The organism is Halalkalibacter hemicellulosilyticusJCM 9152 (genome assembly GCF_000513115.1).
Lineage (GTDB): Bacteria > Bacillota > Bacilli > Bacillales > Bacillaceae_D > Halalkalibacter > Halalkalibacter hemicellulosilyticus.
Window position 1 is genome coordinate 64,269 of the sequence record NZ_BAUU01000013.1, and the last position, 18,770, is coordinate 83,038.

At 40.1% G+C, this 18,770-nt stretch carries 19 protein-coding genes, 1 other RNA gene and 1 pseudogene; 17 read left to right on the plus strand and 4 right to left on the minus strand.

All coding sequences use genetic code 11. The features are described 5' to 3' along the window. Positions 1–197 precede the first annotated feature (197 nt). The 4 genes from JCM9152_RS09665 (at position 198) to JCM9152_RS09675 (ending at position 4,713) form a co-directional block, all read left to right on the plus strand. Entirely contained in the window at positions 198–806 is a 609-nt protein-coding gene (locus JCM9152_RS09665; RefSeq protein ID WP_035343628.1) for a superoxide dismutase, read from the plus strand. Between the two features lie 143 nt (positions 807–949). Then, positions 950–2,245 carry an MFS transporter gene (locus JCM9152_RS09670; RefSeq protein ID WP_035343630.1) on the plus strand — a complete coding sequence of 432 codons (1,296 nt, stop codon included), beginning with the start codon at positions 950–952 and terminating at the stop codon, positions 2,243–2,245. A gap of 79 nt (positions 2,246–2,324) precedes the next feature. Continuing rightward, positions 2,325–2,505, plus strand: a non-coding RNA gene (ssrS, locus tag JCM9152_RS21840) — 6S RNA. A gap of 72 nt (positions 2,506–2,577) precedes the next feature. Next, positions 2,578–4,713, plus strand: coding sequence for a peptidoglycan D,D-transpeptidase FtsI family protein (locus JCM9152_RS09675; protein WP_035343791.1), 2,136 nt, complete (start codon positions 2,578–2,580; stop codon positions 4,711–4,713). Positions 4,714–4,968: 255 nt separating this feature from the next. On the opposite strand, the gene JCM9152_RS09680 is transcribed toward JCM9152_RS09675, so the two are convergent. Both JCM9152_RS09680 and JCM9152_RS09685 read right to left on the minus strand, forming a co-directional pair. Next, positions 4,969–5,463: a hypothetical protein gene (locus JCM9152_RS09680; RefSeq protein ID WP_035343632.1), complete on the minus strand. Its 495-nt coding sequence runs from the start codon at positions 5,461–5,463 to the stop codon at positions 4,969–4,971. Continuing rightward, complete coding sequence (locus JCM9152_RS09685) at positions 5,463–5,840, minus strand: hypothetical protein (protein WP_035343635.1); 378 nt, start codon at positions 5,838–5,840, stop codon at positions 5,463–5,465. The genes JCM9152_RS09680 and JCM9152_RS09685 overlap by 1 nt, the downstream gene beginning before the upstream one ends. 307 nt (positions 5,841–6,147) lie before the next feature. Here JCM9152_RS09685 and JCM9152_RS09690 point away from each other — a divergent pair, with 307 nt between their 5' ends. The 8 genes from JCM9152_RS09690 (at position 6,148) to JCM9152_RS09725 (ending at position 12,311) form a co-directional block, all read left to right on the plus strand. Next, positions 6,148–6,852 (plus strand): nucleotidyltransferase family protein, encoded by a 705-nt coding sequence (locus JCM9152_RS09690; protein WP_035343638.1) that lies wholly within the window; start codon positions 6,148–6,150, stop codon positions 6,850–6,852. Between the two features lie 28 nt (positions 6,853–6,880). Next, positions 6,881–7,513 carry a hypothetical protein gene (locus tag JCM9152_RS09695; protein WP_035343640.1) on the plus strand — a complete coding sequence of 211 codons (633 nt, stop codon included), beginning with the start codon at positions 6,881–6,883 and terminating at the stop codon, positions 7,511–7,513. A gap of 88 nt (positions 7,514–7,601) precedes the next feature. Then, positions 7,602–7,751 carry a 50S ribosomal protein L33 gene (rpmG, locus tag JCM9152_RS09700; protein WP_034624960.1) on the plus strand — a complete coding sequence of 50 codons (150 nt, stop codon included), beginning with the start codon at positions 7,602–7,604 and terminating at the stop codon, positions 7,749–7,751. An 82-nt stretch (positions 7,752–7,833) separates the two neighbouring features. Next, the gene (locus tag JCM9152_RS09705) at positions 7,834–8,397 is read left to right on the plus strand and encodes a 5-formyltetrahydrofolate cyclo-ligase (protein ID WP_052015818.1); all 564 of its coding nucleotides are present in this window, start codon (positions 7,834–7,836) and stop codon (positions 8,395–8,397) included. After that, the gene (locus JCM9152_RS09710) at positions 8,391–9,173 is read left to right on the plus strand and encodes a DUF92 domain-containing protein (RefSeq protein ID WP_035343645.1); all 783 of its coding nucleotides are present in this window, start codon (positions 8,391–8,393) and stop codon (positions 9,171–9,173) included. The genes JCM9152_RS09705 and JCM9152_RS09710 overlap by 7 nt, the downstream gene beginning before the upstream one ends. Before the next feature lie 12 nt (positions 9,174–9,185). Continuing rightward, the gene (locus JCM9152_RS09715) at positions 9,186–10,208 is read left to right on the plus strand and encodes a ThiF family adenylyltransferase (protein ID WP_035343646.1); all 1,023 of its coding nucleotides are present in this window, start codon (positions 9,186–9,188) and stop codon (positions 10,206–10,208) included. Between the two features lie 259 nt (positions 10,209–10,467). Beyond that, entirely contained in the window at positions 10,468–10,668 is a 201-nt protein-coding gene (yqgO, locus tag JCM9152_RS09720; RefSeq protein ID WP_035343649.1) for a protein YqgO, read from the plus strand. Between the two features lie 137 nt (positions 10,669–10,805). Beyond that, a complete protein-coding gene (locus JCM9152_RS09725; RefSeq protein ID WP_035343651.1) occupies positions 10,806–12,311 on the plus strand; it encodes a rhomboid family intramembrane serine protease in 1,506 nt (501 codons plus the stop codon). Here JCM9152_RS09725 and JCM9152_RS09730 read toward each other — a convergent pair. Continuing rightward, entirely contained in the window at positions 12,308–13,180 is an 873-nt protein-coding gene (locus JCM9152_RS09730; protein WP_035343653.1) for a hypothetical protein, read from the minus strand. The two genes, JCM9152_RS09725 and JCM9152_RS09730, sit on opposite strands and share 4 nt — an antisense overlap. A gap of 136 nt (positions 13,181–13,316) precedes the next feature. On the opposite strand from JCM9152_RS09730, the gene JCM9152_RS09735 reads away from it, so the two are divergent. Beyond that, the gene (locus tag JCM9152_RS09735; RefSeq protein WP_035343655.1) at positions 13,317–14,777 is read left to right on the plus strand and encodes a spore germination protein; all 1,461 of its coding nucleotides are present in this window, start codon (positions 13,317–13,319) and stop codon (positions 14,775–14,777) included. Between the two features lie 231 nt (positions 14,778–15,008). Here the strand turns inward: JCM9152_RS09735 and JCM9152_RS09740 are convergent, their stop codons facing one another. After that, positions 15,009–15,404, minus strand: a complete 396-nt coding sequence (locus JCM9152_RS09740) for a YueI family protein (RefSeq protein ID WP_035343657.1) — start codon at positions 15,402–15,404, stop codon at positions 15,009–15,011. 89 nt (positions 15,405–15,493) lie between these two features. On the opposite strand from JCM9152_RS09740, the gene JCM9152_RS09745 reads away from it, so the two are divergent. The 4 genes and pseudogenes from JCM9152_RS09745 to JCM9152_RS09760 all read left to right on the plus strand — a co-directional run bounded on the left by JCM9152_RS09745 (position 15,494) and on the right by JCM9152_RS09760 (position 18,677). After that, positions 15,494–16,006 carry a hypothetical protein gene (locus JCM9152_RS09745; RefSeq protein ID WP_035343659.1) on the plus strand — a complete coding sequence of 171 codons (513 nt, stop codon included), beginning with the start codon at positions 15,494–15,496 and terminating at the stop codon, positions 16,004–16,006. A gap of 19 nt (positions 16,007–16,025) precedes the next feature. Further along, positions 16,026–16,232 carry a YqgQ family protein gene (locus JCM9152_RS09750; RefSeq protein ID WP_035343661.1) on the plus strand — a complete coding sequence of 69 codons (207 nt, stop codon included), beginning with the start codon at positions 16,026–16,028 and terminating at the stop codon, positions 16,230–16,232. 2 nt (positions 16,233–16,234) lie between these two features. Beyond that, positions 16,235–17,179, plus strand: coding sequence for an ROK family glucokinase (locus JCM9152_RS09755; protein ID WP_035343662.1), 945 nt, complete (start codon positions 16,235–16,237; stop codon positions 17,177–17,179). Positions 17,180–17,260: 81 nt separating this feature from the next. Continuing rightward, a pseudogene (locus tag JCM9152_RS09760) lies at positions 17,261–18,677 on the plus strand (aspartate ammonia-lyase). Positions 18,678–18,770: the final 93 nt, after the last annotated feature.

Sequence of the window (18,770 nt, forward strand, 5' to 3'; positions counted from 1 at the left end):
TTTTATTTGTTTAATGATAGACGTTCATGGGTATAGTAAAAAAGGTTTTCAAGTATGCATGACCTCTTTTTAGATTCGTAAGCATTATTTGTTGCAACGATATTTAAATTTTGGTAATGTAAGTGATGGAAAGACTTTTTAAACATTTTTGTTTATTAAGTTAACCTTAAAAAACTAGTTTGTAGGAGGAGATTTAAATGGCATACGAATTACCACAATTACCTTACGCAGCAAATGCATTAGAGCCACACATTGATGAAGCGACAATGAACATTCACCACGGAAAGCATCATAACACTTATGTAACGAAGCTAAATGATGCCCTTAAAGGACATGATGAGCTTGCAAGTAAAAGTGTAGAGGAGCTAGTATCTAACCTTGATGCTGTTCCAGAAAGCATCCGTACGGCAGTTCGTAATAATGGTGGTGGTCACGCTAACCATACATTATTCTGGAAGCTTCTAAGCCCAAATGGTGGAGGCGCGCCAACAGGTGAGCTAGCAGCAGCAATTGACGAAGCGTTCGGAAGCTTTGACAAATTCAAAGAAGAATTTGCAAATGCTGGTGCGACTCGTTTTGGTTCAGGATGGGCTTGGTTAATTGTTGATGGCGGTAAGCTAGCGATTACAAGTACTCCAAATCAAGATACACCATTAATGGAAGGTAAGACACCAGTTCTTGGATTAGATGTTTGGGAGCACGCCTACTATTTAAATTATCAAAATCGTCGTCCAGACTACATAAATGCATTTTGGAATGTAGTGAACTGGGACGAGGTTGCAAAGCTTTATAGTGCAGCAAAATAAGAATGTTTTAAGAGCTTGAGCCTTTGGCTTAAGCTCTTTCTTTGTGTTGGGAATCCTTTCTTTATCGTAATGCTTCTTTGTATTTTTCGTGTGTATAACGACTTTCTTACGTGACACACTATCTGTGAGGGTGGTGGAGATTCGTGAAGGTATCGTTCATTAAGAAGGTCATTGGAGATATAGAAGTAACACGCGATTTAGTTTTGTTATTAATAATAGGCGGTTTATACGCTTTAAGTGTAGCCTTATCAAATACATTTGTGAACGTTTATTTATGGAAGCAGTCCGGTGAATTTATTGATTTGGCTTTATATAATTTAGGCTCGGTCGTGATGCAGCCTATTGCCTTCATTTTTGCTGGGAAAGTCGCAAAGAAAATAGATCGAGTGATCGTGTTAAGAGCTGGAGTTATAACATTAGCGGTCTTTTTCACAACCGTGCTCCTGCTAGGGGATCGAGCCAATTCGTATTTAATCGTGCTAGGTATACTATTAGGGATGGGGTTTGGATTTTATTGGCTAGCCTTTAATGTGCTAACCTTTGAAATTACAGAGCCTGAAACGAGGGATTTTTTTAATGGCTTTTTAGGCCTTTTAACATCATTTGCTGGTATGATTGGACCGATTATGTCAGGTATTATTATTACGAAAATGAATAAATTCACCGGTTATACGGTCATTTTCACAATATCATTAATTTTATTTGTCATTGCAGTATTAATGAGTTTTATGCTAAAGCGACGCTCTGCAGAAGGTCGTTTTTTTTTCAAACGGATTTTGGCTGAACGAAAAAAGAATCGCAATTGGAAGCAAATATTACATGCTCATTTTTTTCAAGGGCTACGTGAAGGGACATTTATGTTCGTCATTGTTGTTTGGGTGTACATTGCAACGGGAAGTGAACTAGCGATTGGTACATACGGGCTCGTTGCATCAGGGGTGCAATTTCTTGCATATTATGTTGTAACAAGAGTGATTAAGTCAACACGTAGAAAAAGGTTTATTTTCATTGGTGGGACTATTTTATATTTAGCTATCTTCATTATCGTCTTTGGAGAGTTAACATTTACGAAATTAATCACATATGGGGTTATTATTTCAATGGCTTATCCACTCCTTCTAGTTCCATATGTCTCACTTACGTATGATGTCATTGGGAAGGGCTGGAAGGCGGCAGAGATGAGAGTTGAATACATTGTTGTAAGAGAATTATTTCTAAATACAGGTCGAATTGTATCAGTGTTAACGTTTATTGCGACGGTTACCTTCTTTTCTGAAGAAAGAGGGATTCCGATATTGCTCCTTATTTTAGGAGCTGGTCATGCGGTCATATACTTCTTTATCCGGAAGGTTGATTTCAATCCGAACAAAGGCGGAGACAATTATGCCTTCTCAAGACAGGATAAAGGTGAGGGTGATTCAGGTAGTACAACGGTATAAAAAATAGCTATACAATGATAGCGTTTCCATTTGACAATCGTCAATCGAGTGGTATAATATAATCAAACAAAACAAATAACAACGCCTGCCGTGTTAGTCAGCTTCTCCTTGTTTCGAACCTTGATTGAAAAAAGGGAGTTCTATATTGAATGTTAGACAGTAAGCCAACGTGACTTGGACACTGGAAGAGATTCTGCGAACACCCACCTACGAGTGTAGGTTCATGAAACAATTGAAGCAACGGCATACGCGGGTCACACTTTATGAAATAGAATAGACACCTTAAGTGGGTGTCTATTCTGTTATGCAAGGAGGAACGGGATGTGGGGAGAATGAAAAAGGGCAAGAAAAAGCATCATGTTCCTGCACGCTTAAATGTACTCTTCTTCGCTGTGTTCATTCTATTTGCAGCATTAATCTTGCGATTAGGAATGGTGCAAATCGTTGAAGGGGAAGAGTATGTGAAGGAATTGCAAAGAACGAGCAATGCGACAGCCCGTATTGATGCACCTAGAGGGGTTATGTTTGATCGTTATGGTCATGTTGTTGTAGACAATGAATTAGAGCTATCTATCACTTATACGAACCCATCTGAAGGAACTAGTAATGCAGAGTTAATGAGAGTAGCGACTGAGCTTTCTCCATTGCTAGAAATGGATACAAGTCGTGTAACCGATCGTGATATACGTGATTATATTCTTATTAATATGAGTCAGGAAGATCGATTGGAGCTAGTTCCAGCAGAAGAGCGTAGAGATTTAGATAATACGGAAGAATATTTATTGGAAATTGAAGCGATCACCGATGAAATGGTGGAAGCCGTTTCTGAGGATGAGCTGCAAACAGTCGCTGTGTTTCGTGAAATGGTACGTGGATATGCGAATACACCACAGCGAATTAAACGAGATATATCCGAAGAAGAGGCACATGTTATTAGTGAAAATCTTTACCGTTTGGATGGAGTTGATATTTTACGAGATTCACGACGTTCCTATGTGTATGGAGAATCATTCCGGAGCTTCTTTGGTTCAACAGGTCAAATTCCGCGAGAGCGATTAGATGCTTTCCTTGCACGTGGGTATGATCGTTCTGATATTGTTGGAACGAGCTTTATCGAAGCGCAATACGAGGATGTACTCCGTGGACAGAAAGCGGTTGTCGAAAGTGTGATGACCCAATCAGGAAGTCAAACTGTCAATCGCGATATTGACGAACGAGAAGGGCAAAGAGGGAACGACCTTGTTCTTACGCTAGATATGGAGCTACAGCAAGTCGTCGAGCAAGCGATTGAGAAAGAAGTGACAAATGGTAATCCATTTCTGTTAGATCGTTCCGCGTATGCGATCTTTATGGACCCGAAAACGGGTGATATCTTATCAATGGCAGGTTATTTCGATCCCCATGATATGGAGCGCTCGACGTATGCCGATCATCTCGGCACGGTGAACAAAGTATTTGAGATGGGGTCATCTATTAAAGGAGCTAGTGTACTAACAGGGTATCAAGAAGGGATTATCTCACCTGGTAGTCAATTGCATGACCGAATTATTCGTCTCAATGATGGTCTAGGTGGTTTTATCGAGAAGAGTTCAATTGGCCGGAGAACGTATGGGTGGATTAATGATCGCCGTGCACTTGAAGTGTCGTCAAACGTTTATATGTTTGAAATTGGCCTTCGAATGGCTGGCTGCTATAATTCTAATACGGCAAGCTGCACGTTTGCGACAGCAACGACTCATGAAGCGTTTGACCGTGCGCGCTATAATTTCAGTCAATTTGGATTAGGGACAGAGACGGGGATAGATTTACCGTCTGCGTCAAATGGGTTCCTTGGATCAGAATTAAATCCTGGTAATTTAGCTGATTTAATGATTGGTCAATTTGATACGTATACGACCTTACAATTAGCGCAGTATGTTTCAACGATTGCTCATGACGGCTATCGGATGCAGCCAAGACTCGTCAGTGAAATAAGAGAGCCTGTCGCGGATCGAAATGAACTAGGGGCGATTGTTCAACAGTTTGAACCGAAATTATTAAATCGAATTAACAATACAGACGACGAAATTGCGCAAGTACAACGTGGGTTTCGTGATGTTGTAACAGGGGGTACGGCTAGTGAGGTTTTTCGTAGTAAATCCTATGATCTAGCTGCTAAGACTGGTACGGCACAAGTCCGTGTCGCAGTCGGAGAGCCTGGTAATCGCCGAGTGGTAGAAGCTAACAACCAAACGTTAGTCGGCTATGCGCCATATGATGATCCGGAAATTGCCTTTGCGATTGTTGTGCCACAAGTCAAGCTTGATAATCAAGGTGGTCGGGGGAGAATGGCACAAAGGATTGCGGAAGATGTTTTAGATTGGTACTTTGAACGTGAGGACTCGATGCGTAATGGTCCAGTCAAACCAGACACTCCTCTATTAGAGGATGTCGATAGTGACGAGGAAGCACCGGATGTTATTGAATAGTGTAAAAGAGTAAAAAGAAGAGTGCCTTAATCGGAGGCCGCTGAAAAAGTGCGATTTTCACTTTTTTAGCGGTCTTTAAGTAATGTGCGTAGCCGTTGCCTGATTTTGAAAGCCTTGTTATGAGTGGGTTTCTCATAGCAAGGCGCGCAACGAGCGAAGCTATTACTCTTCTTTGAGTTACTAGAAAGGACTTTTTCAGTTCTCTCCTTAATCAGCATTCTTCTTTTTACTACGTTATTAGTACTTATACTCATTCTATGTCATTAACTCGACAATTTCCTCAATCGTCATGTCACTCGTTACCTCATACTGTCCCGTTCGTAGACGGTGAGATAGCTGTTCGGATTGTACATAGGAAAGTAAGTCTTGCTCGTTATTAATAATACGCCCACGTACTAATTGCTCAGCGACATCGTAGCTCGTCATCCCTTGAGATATCTCCAGAATCATGACGTAGGTAGTTTGTCTTTCATGAACATTCTCCTCATTTCCTTCTTCTTGTTCTTCTAACTGAGCAGCAGATAGCTCAGCATACTCATTTTCAGATATGACCACATATTGCTCTTGCTCGAGCTGCTCAATTAATTGTGCCGTTGAAAGTTCTTCATGAGAAGTTAGTGGTGCTTCACGGTCTTCTTCTTCAGCATCTATCACTTCCTCTTGACTATGAGAAAAGTACAGAGCGCCACCGATAAGTGCTGTTGCTAGAAATAATCCACCAGCAAACTGCTGTAACCCTTTTGCGGCCATTACAATTCCTCCTTCTCCTGTAGTTCAGTAATATAAGGACGTAATAAGCGTTCGACTTCGATAACGGTTAAGCCTGTTTCCTCTGCGATGCTTTCCAATTCTAAATCTTGATTAAATAAACCTATGACCTCACGGAGAAGTTGTTGCTGTGAGCTTGATTTTGCTTTTTGGACAAAAGCTGACTGCTGCTCATTTAATCGAGTTTGACTTTCTAATTCATCGACTCTTTTCTTAAGCTTGTACAATTCCTGCATATGACGAATGGAAAGCTCTTCTATTTGCTGCTCTAATTCGACTGTTCGATCCTTCTTGATGAATGATAGGATAAAAAGGAGGAATGAGCAGCTAAATAATACAATGATCATCATTTCTACCATAACTTTTTGTTGTCCTCTCTTTCTGTTCACACTTCTATCATTATACATCTATTAGCCTATGACGAGAAACCCCGTTTTTCATGAACAAAATTCTCGCTTTCGTCGATTCTCTTGCTGAAACGACTTCGTTTTTTGACAAGAGGTTGCATGCGAATGATGACGAATAATTTTTTTTTTCGTTTGCGTGCATCGTTCTATTAAGCATATGACAAAAAAAGACAGATTGACCTCCTTGTTCCTCTACCTAGTGGACGGTATGATAAATATACATCGTAAATGAATGACAAATAACTAGAGGAGGCTTCTTATGAAAGCAGTGATTATGACAGATGGTCGGATGAACGAATTGCATCCATTTACAAGCTCAGTTCCTAAATCAATGCTCCCATTATTACAAAAGCCCATATTAGAATATATGCTATCTTGGTTAAAGCAACATCATATCTATGAAATGGTTATCATCGGTTTTGATCGCTTATCCCATTTGTATGAGTACTTTGGAGATGGAAGAAAAATGGATTGCGATTTAACTTATTTGGAGGTTGATCCTGAATTCAAACGTGTCGATTCCTTCGAATGGTTGAGGAAGATAACGGGAGAACCCATTGTGTTTTTAAATGATGTTTGTCTGACTGATATGAACCTGAAAGAAGCTATTCAAGTTCATATGATTCGCAAAAGCTCATGCACCCTATTAACAAAAGAGTCTGTGAAAGTGAAAGAGAAGCCGGTTATGACAACGACAAATACTGGTCAAATTGTACAGGTGCACGATGATGGGATGACCAATCAACGTGTCCCTATTCATACGATAAATACGGACATCTACATCATAGAGTCCAATTGGATAGATTCCTTAAAAACATTGATTTTGAATGGCTTTAACAAGGTGGAGAGTCCGATTTATGGTTGTTACGTTGCGGGCTATTGGCGACCGATTAAAGCGATTCATCATTACAGGCAAGCACAAAAAGATCTAATGTACAACGAGTTTTCAGATCGAGTGTGTTAATGACAAATAAAAGCGGGAGGTAACGACAATGAATATGGAATGGTTTACTATTATTCGATCATTAGGAATTTGGTTAGATGGACAAGTATCATGGTTGAAGTCGAAAGAGTGGAATGTTTCGTTGCAACAAGGAAAAGGAACGGAAAGTCCAGTATTAAATGCCTACCATCGTTTTTGGCACATACAAGTTACGATCGTAAAAGATCTTTCAAGCTCATGGGAACTGTCTGAATTAACGTTCATTGTGAAAAACGGCACAAAGAAATCACAGCATGTTCGCGTTATTGTAAAAAAGGAGCAATATGTAACAGAGGGAATCCCGGTTTCGATGGTCTCTCGAACGAAGCAATCCATTGTCACGTATGAACGAGATCGTGTAACGCTTTTGTCAACGTCTTTCTTTCAAGACCATCGGTATCAATTAGCAGTTGGAAATGAGAAATCGATATGGAATGAAACGCTCGGTGTATTAACGTTATCCCCGATTTGGCGTGGGGAGCATTTACGAATGGCAGTGATTAATATCGATCTTGAAGGCTACGCGGAGAGGATTGGTCGAATTTGGTATATTACTGGACATTGTGAGGAGGAGTTATATATTCGTCACATGGAGAAATGGATGGAGCAGCACGACACACCATCGAAGCAGCAACTATCCTAACTCCTTTAACGAAAAAGAACTTGATCCTTGTTGAAAGTTTTGCTATTATATTCAAGTATGAACTAAGCACAGTTTGGAGGGATATCACATGCGTGTACAAGTTACTCTTGCTTGCACTGAGACAGGCGATCGCAATTATATTACGACTAAAAATAAACGTACAAATCCTGAGCGTATCGAATTTAAGAAATATAGCCCAAGATTAAAGCGTCATACGCTACACCGCGAAACAAAGTAAGCAGCTGGATTTTCCACTGCTTCTTTTTTCTTATAGACAGATATAGGGGCAACCTTGACACAAGTGGGAGAGGATGACTTTAGTGGAAAGTAAGCAACTGATTCGCAGAAACATCTTGAATAAGCTTGAGAGCATGTCAGAGCAGCATTTCAATAAGAAGTGTCAATTCATTGCTTCACGCTTCCTTCAATCGACACTTTGGAAAAGGTCACAGGTTGTTGCGATGACGGTTTCAACTAAGCGTGAAGTAAATACATACCCTATCATTGAACAAGGCTGGAAGGAAAACAAACAGATCGTCGTTCCACGAACTGATTTTCAATCAAAAGCAATGACTTTTCATCAAATTGATGATTGGAATGATGTCGTCCAAACCCCCATAAATCTTTTTGAGCCGGCTGCGCAAAAGGCGACGGCGTACTTAAGTGAAGACATTGATTTGGTTGTTGTTCCTGGTGTAGCATTTGATCAAAATGGATTTCGAATTGGTTATGGTGGCGGCTTTTATGATCGTTATTTAGCGAATTATAAAGGTCAAACAGTCGCGCTAGCAACAGAGGTACAAATTCAACCTGAGCTACCTGTTGAGCCTCATGATCGACCAGTTGATTACGTCATCACTGAGAGCAGGTGTTTGACATGTTAGCAGCACTTCCTTATGTCGGTGTTTTACTGCTAGCTATATACGCCAAGCTTGCGAAGAAATTGACGGCATCGGGAACGATAGCCGCTATTTTCGTAGGGTTTGCGATTACATGGGGGTTGGGCTGGATAGGACTTCTCACATTAGGGCTGTTCTTTTTTAGTTCTAGCTTTTTAAGTTCATTTAAGCAACAGCTTAAAGAAGAGGACATTAATGAAAAAGGAAGTACAAGAGATGGCATGCAAGTGTTGGCTAACGGTGGAGTGGCTGCAATCATGTCTGTCCTTTATGGATTATTCCTTTCCCCGCTTTATGCGATCGGTTTCTTTGCTAGCTTAGCGGCGGCCAATGCGGACACTTGGGCATCAGAAATAGGTCCACTTAGTAAAAGGAGACCTATACATATTGCAACGTGCAAACGAGTTGATCAAGGCACATCTGGGGCCATTTCTATAATGGGCACTTGTGCTGCTTTAGTCGGTAGCTTCGTAATCGCATGTATAGGGCTACTATACGACGTCACGAATAGTTTTCTAATAGTGATTATTATCACGGTTTCTGGTTTTGTTGGAAATCTGATTGATACATTAGTTGGAGCATACAGTCAAGTTCTTTATCGTTGCAATTGTTGCGGAATGAATACGGAGAGAAGAATGCATTGCGGAAGTAAGACTGAGCAAATAAAAGGCTTAAAGTGGGTGAATAATGATATCGTAAATATGAGCTGTACGATTAGTGCTGCCATTATAGCGATGATCATCGCTTGGTTTATTGTATAGGAGGTAATCGAAATGAATCAAGAAGAACAATTAGAGCGTTATTCACGTCAAATGCTTTTTGCTCCAATTGGGAAAGAAGGGCAAGAGGCTCTTTCGAAAAAGTCAGTTCTAATTGTCGGAGTTGGAGCACTTGGTACGGTGTTAGCAAACCATCTTGTTCGCGCAGGAGTTGGGCTCGTCCGTTTAGCGGATCGCGATTATGTCGAGAAGAGTAATCTTCAACGTCAAATGCTTTTTGATGAGGATGATGTGCTTGCTGCAACTCCAAAAGCAATTGCAGCAAAACAAAAACTTGAACGCATTAATTCCTCAATTGAAATAGAGGCATATGTGACAGATGTTACGAAGGATACTCTTCCTGCTTTAATGGATGGAATTGATATCGTGCTGGATGGTACAGATAACTTTCGCACTCGTTTTCTATTAAATGATATGGCGTTTCAAGCACGAGTTCCTTTTGCTTATGGAGGAGCTGTTAGTTCAAGAGGAATGTCTGCACTCTTTATACCGGGACAAACTCCTTGCTTACGGTGCTTCATTAACCAAGGTGCAGGCGATGGACAAACATGCGATACGATTGGCGTCATTAGTCCTGTCGTTGATATTGTTGCATCATATCAAGTCGTAGAAGTATTGAAATATTTAGTCGATGATCGTAAAGCGTTGCGTCGTACATTGAAAAGCTTTGATATCTGGGGCAATCATCAATTTGATTTGAAAATGGATCGGCCGAAAGAAAATTGTCCAACTTGTCAGAAGAGAGAATATCCCGCATTATCTGATGAAGAGGATCATATTACGACGTTATGTGGTCGAGAAACGGTTCAAATTCATACGGGACAAGAGCTGAACTTAGAAACGTGGTCAGAACGGCTATCAAAAGTAGCAGAAGTGAAAAAGACGCCATTTTTACTCCGAGCTCACTTATCAAGTGAAGAAAAACTAGTTCTTTTTCCTGATGGACGTGTGCTCGTTCAAGGCACAGAAGATGTTTCAAGAGCGAAATCCATTTTCAACCAATATATTGGAGGATAATGTAAACGATTGAAAAGGATAAAATGTTGAATTCGTTGCACATTAAAAGCAAAAGGAGGAGGGCACTGAAAAAGTTTGGTCTTTAACTTATATGGTGACCTTTAAGTAATGAGCGAAACCGTTAGCTATTTTAAAAAGCTTGATACGAGCGGCTTTCTCATATCAAGCGAGCAACGAGTGAAGCCATTGCTAGTCTAATCAAAGGGACTGAAAAAGTTGATTTGCCCTTTTTCAGTGACCTTAAAAGGAGGGCTTTTTTATGTTACAACGTCTCATTTCACTATTTTCAATTATTATGACGGTTTATTTTGTGTATAAGTATCGTTATCGCGTGATGAACTTACTGTTAAGTAAGCGTTTGTTACGTAAGCTAGCTGTTAGCTTTGCGATGCAAATCCCCTTTATACGTGATAAAATTGTTGGTTCAGTACTACAATTCAATCGTCCTCAAATGTCCTAACAACATCTTATGTTTAAAAAGCGGTGTGAGAAACGCCGCTTTTTCTTCATTTTCAGGCATAATATAACGTACTACGTCTATCTTTTAGTATAATGATAGTGAGCATAGTCGATTTGGATTTAAAGTGAGGGTGCGGTATGGATCAGATTCGGTTAAATTATTTGTATTGGATGCTTGTACATGATTATGTGACGAAGAAAAAATGGAGAATAATCTCTATGCGTGACCATGAAGTTTGGCTTGTTAATGAAGAAACGAAGCCGCGCCAGATCGTTCGATTCGTTCGCCGTGATTTGGATTGGGCAGGGGAATTAAGACGTGATGTTGCAAAAACCGTTATGCTCTTTGAGAATATTCGAACAAGTCTTCACTATCGAGAGGTTGAAGGAAAGAATATTTATGTATCGTTATATCCGCCCGTAGATGAATGGGAGGATTTGCAAAAGCCGCTTGCTGCAAATAATAAAAAGAAGAGCCGCGTCTATACGGCTGTTCTAACAAAAGAGGATATCGAGAAACGGAATTTAAGTGATATATATTATTCGGAGCAAGTGGAGCAGCTTGAGCTACACACTTATTTATTAAAGCAACAAATTCAACATGTCCACGAGCTAGAGAAAGAAAAAGAAACATCGATGTTCCAGTATGGAAAACCTTACGCGACTTATTTTTTGATTGTGAGTATTGTGATGATGTTTATCATTACGGAGTGGGCTGGTAGTAGTACAGACATTATGACGCTCATTGATTTTGGTGCAAAGTACAATCCACTCATCATTGATGGGGAATGGTGGCGCTTCATTAGTGCAATGTTTTTACATATTGGGCTTATTCACCTGTTTATGAATTCTTTAGCATTGTTCTTTTTAGGTGGAGTCGTTGAGCGAATGTACGGGACCACTCGCTTCGTATCCATATATCTCATTGCTGGACTGTTAGGTTCAATCGCAAGCTTTGCCTTTAACGCTAGTGTGTCTGCTGGTGCATCTGGAGCCATATTTGGCTGCTTTGGTGCGTTGCTCTATTTCGGCATTGTTCATCCGTCTTTATTCTTTCGGACAATGGGAATGAACGTACTTGTTATTTTGGCTATTAACCTCGTATTCGGCTTTGTTGTGCCAGTAGTCGATAACGGTGCACATATCGGAGGATTGGTCGGTGGATTTCTTGCTGCCGCTATCGTTCAATTACCAAAGCAACAACGAACGTGGAGAGCATTTGTATTTGCCATCATCACGCCATCAGTAATTGCTAGTTTACTCGCATTTGGTTGGGTAAATGAAGCGAAGATGACCGATGTGACAACAGAGCTCATAATTGGTCAGATGTATTTACAAGATGATGAGGTCGAATCAGCGTATCCACATGTAAAGCGGGCATATGAGATGGAGCCTACTATGCCTGAAGCGACATTTTTATTGTCTGTTGCTCAAGCAATGAACGGTAACTATGCGGAGGCTTTGCCTTTGCTAGAGAAGACGATAGAATTGCGAGAAGATTTCCACGAAGCCCATTACAATATGGCTGTTGTTTATACCGAGCTTGGTGAATATGAACAAGCACGGACAGCAGTTGCCCGTGCAATTGAGATTGAAGCGAAAGAAGAATATGTGGAATTAGAAAGAAGTCTAACATTAGATTAAGAGCTTATCGTTTGAATAAATTGAACCGGATTTCCATCTGGTGTGCGGAATAGAATAAAAAAGTGATCAGTCGTTTTCGGTAATAATATGAGCGGGACGGTACTTCCAATTGGACTAGAAACCGTTCCGTCTTCTTGTGCTATGCCGAGTACATAGTGTTTGTACAATCCTTCCCATAACCCTCCTAGAAACCGTTGTGATTCTTCTCTTGTTAATCCCGGTAGCTGTTCATATTGAATGAAATCAGTTAAAGGTATTTTGGTATATTCATCCTCAGGTAAATGATAATATTCAAATAAATCTTCCCAATCATATTGTTGCTGTTGTTGCAAAATGTAATCTAATACTCGTTTGCTCTCCCATTGCTCTTCTGTTTCTGGAATTCGAAAGGCCTCCAATGGCGAGAGCGGAGAATCGATCACATATAGACGGTCAAAGCTAAGTGCTTGGGCGCTACGTATATGATCATTAGGATAATGGATTTCGGCATGGTGAAATGTGACGACGCGATAATGACCGCTATCATCTGAAGGAACATGTTTGTTCATTGTTATCGTGTCTGTTTGTTTCTTCCATGTTGATTGAATGTCTTTAAGTAATCCATCTTCAAATAATAACGATACATCTTGTCGCAAATAGGCTTCTTGGTCAAGTACTGAAGAGGTTTCCCAATTCAATATGTATTCATCTTCATCTTTAGAAGACAAAATGGTAATAGCAGATCGAGATTCAAGAAATTGAGCATTCTCATCAATCGGAAAGAAGATTAAGGTTTCGCGTAATGGCTCGGGCCTTAGTGAAAAGACGAGAAATAAGCCGACGAGAAAGGATAAACATAATAGAGCGATTGCATATTTCCATTTGTTCATAATTTGTTCCTCCACCTATAGGACAACCGTTTTTGTCATGTATATGTCTCACCCTATGGCGATATGCAACGAATATATCTAGTTGTATGGAATTGCTTGCTTGTGCAAATAATTTACATAAGTGAGGTGGAATCAAATGAAAGAAGAACAAACCTATCCAACAATCGCAGATTATCATCAGACGATTTCTTATTTAAAAAAAGAATTGGCTATTGATGATAACTTTGACTTAATTCATTTGGAGCTCGAATATGGTGGGCGGCAAATGAGCCTGTTTCTAGTCGATGGCTTTGGAAAGGATCAGGCACTAACGGAGATCCAGAAGCAATTGATTAAACTGTCAGATGAAGATTTACAAATTGACCCATTGGAAAAACTAATGAAGCATCAAATTCCATATGTAGAGATTGAGAAAAGTGATGATCTTGATGAAGTAATTGATCAAGTCTTATCAGGACCAGCTGCTCTCGTTGTTGATGGAATTGATCAAGTGATTTTAATTGATACGCGCGAATATCCTGTTCGTGGACCTGAAGAACCTGATACGGAAAAAGTGATCAGAGGTGCTAGAGATGGTTTTGTCGAGACGTTAGTTTTGAATGCTGCTCTTGTACGTAGACGAGTTCGAGACCGAACGATGAGAGTAGAATACGTCCAAGTAGGTAGGCGTTCAAAATCAGATATGGCCATTACATACGTGGCTGACATTGCCGATCAACGTTTTGTCAAAAAACTAAAGCGAGAGTTAAAGAAAATTGATACAGATGGCTTTCCGATGGCTGACAAGACGGTTGAGGAGTATATTTATGGGCACTCTCTCAACCCTTATCCGCTTGTACGGTATACAGAAAGACCCGATGTTGCTGCGACTCATCTGTTGGAAGGTCATGTTTTAATTATGGTAGATGGTTCACCAAGTGTCATGATTACACCTGCTTCCTTTTGGCATCATTTACAGCATGCTGAGGAATATCGGCAAAAACCACTTGTAGGAGCTGTTCATAGGTTTATTCGTTACATTGCTGTTTGGGCATCTTTATTTCTTTTGCCGATTTGGTATTTATTAGCGACACATGAACAATTCGTACCTGCAGCATTTGGGTTTATTGGTGAACAGGAAACAGGAGTTATTTCTTTATTTGTCCAATTTCTCATAGCTGAAATTGGGATTGAAATGCTTCGGATGGCCGCTATCCATACACCTAATGCTTTAGCTACTGCATTAGGCCTTGTTGCAGCGATTTTAATTGGTGAAGTGGCGATAGAAGTTGGTTTATTTTCACCTGAAGTCGTTCTATATTTAGCGGCTGTTGCGATAGGATCTTATGCAACACCAAGTTATGAATTGAGCTTAGCCAATCGCTTAGTAAGATTATCGCTACTTATTTTGACTGCAGCCTTTGGGTTAACAGGTTTCACGGTAGGGACTACATTATGGTTTTTACTATTAGTTCATTACAAAGGGCTAGGTATTCCCTATTTATGGCCATTTTTACCTTTTGATGCTAAAGCGTTTTCGGATGTATTAGTGCGTAAAGCGATGCCTTATAAACATCAACGACCGAGCATCTTACATCCTGGTGATCCTGATCGATGAAAAGAAGAATAAGAAAAGACGCACTGAGTTTCAGACCGCGGATAAAGCACCATTGAGAAATGATTCTCAATGGTGTTTTTGTAGTTGAATAGTGATTTTCTGGAGCTGGCACTGTCGGTTTGGTGTTCCTCCAGTGCCATACCCACTAGTTTCACTTAACTTATAAAAAAACTGTCGACCGTCTCGCAAAAGCGAGACGGTCGACAGACTGAAATGCTCTGCGTTTTTTTCTTATTCTTCTTTCATGTCTTTTTTGTACAAGTCGTCCTTGAGGAAGATGTCTTTCTCTGGAGAAACTTGCGCTGGATGTGCTAATACGATTCCGATAGCAGTTGGTTTGGTTGAATTAACAATGGTATACGAAATTTGGTGCTTGGTAGCCTCCTGAAGATAATTTGAGTAATGCTGATAGTTTAGATCACTATTTACGTAGAGGTGTGCATTTGGATACTTCTTCATAAGTGCACTGACTTCAGGATAGGTGCCTTTTTTGTATACTTGTCGTTTAGTGAGTGCTATGTAAATACGTTCAATGATTGTAGAAAGAAAAACATTTCGTTCTTCAGCTTTTATCTCTGGTGAACCGAATACACCACGATCAAGAATATCCTTCATTTTTTGATCCATGCTGATCCCTCTTTCTTATGTTTGTCCTTCTTATCTTACCTTTTTCTTCATAGGATATAAAGAGTCTATTTGGTGAAGGAGGAGAGAGTATGTGGTTTCTTATCATCGTCGTGATGTTCGTTGCAACAATCGGTTTAACAATGGGAGGTTTACTAGCAGCACCTAAATATCCCCCCCGCCCATTACAAGTCATTTTATTTGCGCTTGCCTTTAGCCTTTTTTGTTATGTTGGCATGATCTTTGGCATGTTTATGCCTAGCTGGTTTGCGTTTCGGTTTGTTGAAATATTAATTTCGATTGTTTCATTATTGATTATTATTGCAGCAGTTACTCGCTATCATCCAACTTTAGGATTTTTTCATCCAGAGGATCGAGTACTACCCGCTTTACTTGCACTACTCTTTTTCTTAATGGGCTTTGAATGGGGCATTCTTGAAATGAGAACGTTTTTTACGTTATTTGCGGGTCTTTTATTCTTTTTTGCAATGGCATTTGGTATTGTGATTCAAATACAAATAAGACAATTTTTATGGAGATATTCTTATCATGTGTACACCCCTCTCATTTGGCTTCTTTTCGTAGGTATGTTGAAGCTGTTATAATAGATATGAGGTGAATGTGATGAAGTCGATGTATGATGTTCGTCAGCTGTTAAAGAAGTACGGAACGATTATTTATACAGGTGAACGTTCTCTTGATCTGTCATTAATGGTCGATGAATTACGAGAATTGCATGAATGGAAGATGATAGAGACGACGTTATATATGCAAGCTCTTCACATCATTCGGCAAGAACAGCGAACTGTAGAAAGAGTAGAGGGTGAATAATTATGGACAAATGGTATGTAGGTGTCGACATTGGTGGGACAACAATTAAGTTAGGCTTTGTAACGGAAGCAGGTGAGATCGTTACGAAATGGGAAATTCCGACTGATACAAATAATGGTGGACGAAATATTACGATTCATATCGGTCAGGCAATTAAGAGCAAGTGCTCTGAATTAAATGAATCTTATGATCGTCTTCAAGCAATTGGAGTTGGAGCTCCAGGGTTTATTGAAATGAAGACGGGGTTTATTTATCAAGCCGTAAACATTGGCTGGAAAGACTTTGCGTTAAAGGATGAGCTTGAAAAGGAAACGGGCTTACAGGTAACAGTTGATAATGATGCAAACATTGCCGCCCTAGGTGAAATGTGGAAAGGTGCAGGAGATGGAGCTGCTGATTTACTCTGTGTCACACTAGGTACAGGTGTAGGTGGAGGACTCGTAACGAATGGACAAATCCTCCATGGAGTAAATGGGATGGCAGGCGAGATTGGTCATCTGACATCGATCCCAGAAGGTGGGGCGCCTTGTAATTGTGGAAAAACAGGCTGCTTAGAAACCATTGCATCAGCAACTGGAATTGCCCGCTTAGCAAAAGAAGCCATCGACAAAAACCCTCAAACAACGTTAGCTAATAAGGCTGAAGTGACATCAAAGGAAGTGTTTGAGGCTGCTGCAGAAGGTGATGAGGTTGCCCTTGAGGTTGTTGATGAAGTCTGTTTCCATCTTGGTTTAGCGCTTGCCAATATAGCCAATACGGTAAATCCAGCGAAAATAGTTATTGGTGGTGGGGTATCAAAAGCTGGTGATCATTTGTTAAATCCTTTAGCAAGAGAGTTTAATCGTTTTGCACTCGGACGAGTTGCCTCAGGAGCGGAATTCAAAATTGCATCATTAGGTAATGACGCTGGAATTATTGGTGGTGCTTGGTTAGCTAAGCAAGGGTAAATGGAGTGTTAGCTTCCCCTTACAATTCATATACTAGTATACGAATGCAATTATAATGTCTTTTACAAAGGGGATTGTTACATGGCACAATATCGCATAGAACGAGACCTTCTCGGAGAAAAAAAAGTGCCGAAAGCGGCTTATTATGGGATTCAAACAATGAGAGCTGTTGAAAATTTTCCTATTACAGGCTATCCACCCCACCCTGAGCTTATTAAAGCATTTGGTTTTATAAAAAAGGCTGCCGCATTAGCTAATTTGGAAGCAGGTACCTTGACGAAGGAAATCGCAGAGTCGATTGTCAAAGCTTCAGACGAGGTCATAGCTGGTAAGTTAAATGACTCTTTTATTGTTGATGCGATTCAAGGTGGAGCGGGTACATCTTTTAATATGAATGCAAATGAAGTTATCGCGAATCGTGCCATTGAACTGTTAGGTGGGGAAAAAGGGGCTTACATTCGTGTAAGCCCTAATACTCACGTTAATATGGCACAATCAACAAACGATACGTTTCCGACCGCGATTCGAATTGCTTGCTTACGGTTAGCAGACTCGCTTTTAGAAGAATTGAATTTGCTGATTGAAGCGTTGAAAGACAAGGAGCATGAATTTGATTCTGTGTTAAAAATGGGACGTACTCACCTGCAGGATGCAGTTCCGATTAAGCTAGGGCAGGAATTTGGTGCTTATCAACGAGTGCTAACACGAGATTTAACTAGAATCAAACGCTCATTGCAACATTTATATGCAATCAATATGGGAGCAACGGCAATTGGTACGGGCTTAAATGCAAGAATCGATTACATTAAAAAGGTTTCTTACCATTTAGCTAAAAGTACTGGCTATCCATTCAAAACAGCAGAAGATTTAATTGATGCCACACAAAATACAGATGCGTATACGGAAATTTCGAGTGCATTAAAAATTTTAGCTGTGAATTTGTCGAAAATGTCCAATGATTTACGTTTAATGAGCTCGGGTCCACGTACGGGATTTCATGAGATTAATTTGCCACCTAGCAACCTGGTTCATCCATTATGCCGGGTAAAGTGAATCCAGTCATGTGTGAGGTCGTTAATCAAGTAGCCTTTCAAGTAATGGGCAATGATCATACGATTTCTTTAGCCTCAGAAGCTGGACAATTAGAATTAAATGTGATGGGGCCGGTCCTTGTGTTTAACTTGCTACAATCTTTTTCTATTTTAGAAAATGGCATTCGAGTATTTAGAGAATATGCGATTCAAGATATGGCAGCGAATATTGAACGTTGTCGTGAATTAGTTGAAAAGAGCGTTGGTGTCATAACTGCTATCAACCACACGTTGGCTATGAAATGGCATCAAAAATCGCACAGGAGGCAATTAAGACCGGGGCATCAGTGAGAGATATTTGTCTGGAACGTGGCATTTTGTCTGAAGAGGAATTAAAAGAAATATTAGACCCTGATGAGATGACAAAGCCTGGAATTTCTGGAGCGAGGTTTTTCGAAGGACAATAATTATGATACATTTAAAGGTATTCGTCTTCTAAGGTGAGTGCCTTTTTTCATATGGATAACCATGATTAGCTACTGAATGATGCGAGATCTACG

Bases quoted from the DNA above. Each gene is read 5' to 3' on its own strand.
- JCM9152_RS09665 (WP_035343628.1), top strand. From the start codon at position 198: ATGGCATACGAATTACCACAATTACCTTACGCAGCAAATGCATTAGAG.
- JCM9152_RS09675 (WP_035343791.1), top strand. From the start codon at position 2,578: ATGAAAAAGGGCAAGAAAAAGCATCATGTTCCTGCACGCTTAAATGTA.
- JCM9152_RS09680 (WP_035343632.1), bottom strand. From the start codon at position 5,463: ATGGCCGCAAAAGGGTTACAGCAGTTTGCTGGTGGATTATTTCTAGCA.
- JCM9152_RS09685 (WP_035343635.1), bottom strand. From the start codon at position 5,840: ATGGTAGAAATGATGATCATTGTATTATTTAGCTGCTCATTCCTCCTT.
- JCM9152_RS09690 (WP_035343638.1), top strand. From the start codon at position 6,148: ATGAAAGCAGTGATTATGACAGATGGTCGGATGAACGAATTGCATCCA.
- JCM9152_RS09695 (WP_035343640.1), top strand. From the start codon at position 6,881: ATGAATATGGAATGGTTTACTATTATTCGATCATTAGGAATTTGGTTA.
- rpmG (WP_034624960.1), top strand. From the start codon at position 7,602: ATGCGTGTACAAGTTACTCTTGCTTGCACTGAGACAGGCGATCGCAAT.
- JCM9152_RS09710 (WP_035343645.1), top strand. From the start codon at position 8,391: ATGTTAGCAGCACTTCCTTATGTCGGTGTTTTACTGCTAGCTATATAC.
- JCM9152_RS09715 (WP_035343646.1), top strand. From the start codon at position 9,186: ATGAATCAAGAAGAACAATTAGAGCGTTATTCACGTCAAATGCTTTTT.
- yqgO (WP_035343649.1), top strand. From the start codon at position 10,468: ATGTTACAACGTCTCATTTCACTATTTTCAATTATTATGACGGTTTAT.
- JCM9152_RS09725 (WP_035343651.1), top strand. From the start codon at position 10,806: ATGGATCAGATTCGGTTAAATTATTTGTATTGGATGCTTGTACATGAT.
- JCM9152_RS09730 (WP_035343653.1), bottom strand. From the start codon at position 13,180: ATGAACAAATGGAAATATGCAATCGCTCTATTATGTTTATCCTTTCTC.
- JCM9152_RS09735 (WP_035343655.1), top strand. From the start codon at position 13,317: ATGAAAGAAGAACAAACCTATCCAACAATCGCAGATTATCATCAGACG.
- JCM9152_RS09740 (WP_035343657.1), bottom strand. From the start codon at position 15,404: ATGGATCAAAAAATGAAGGATATTCTTGATCGTGGTGTATTCGGTTCA.
- JCM9152_RS09745 (WP_035343659.1), top strand. From the start codon at position 15,494: ATGTGGTTTCTTATCATCGTCGTGATGTTCGTTGCAACAATCGGTTTA.
- JCM9152_RS09750 (WP_035343661.1), top strand. From the start codon at position 16,026: ATGAAGTCGATGTATGATGTTCGTCAGCTGTTAAAGAAGTACGGAACG.
- JCM9152_RS09755 (WP_035343662.1), top strand. From the start codon at position 16,235: ATGGACAAATGGTATGTAGGTGTCGACATTGGTGGGACAACAATTAAG.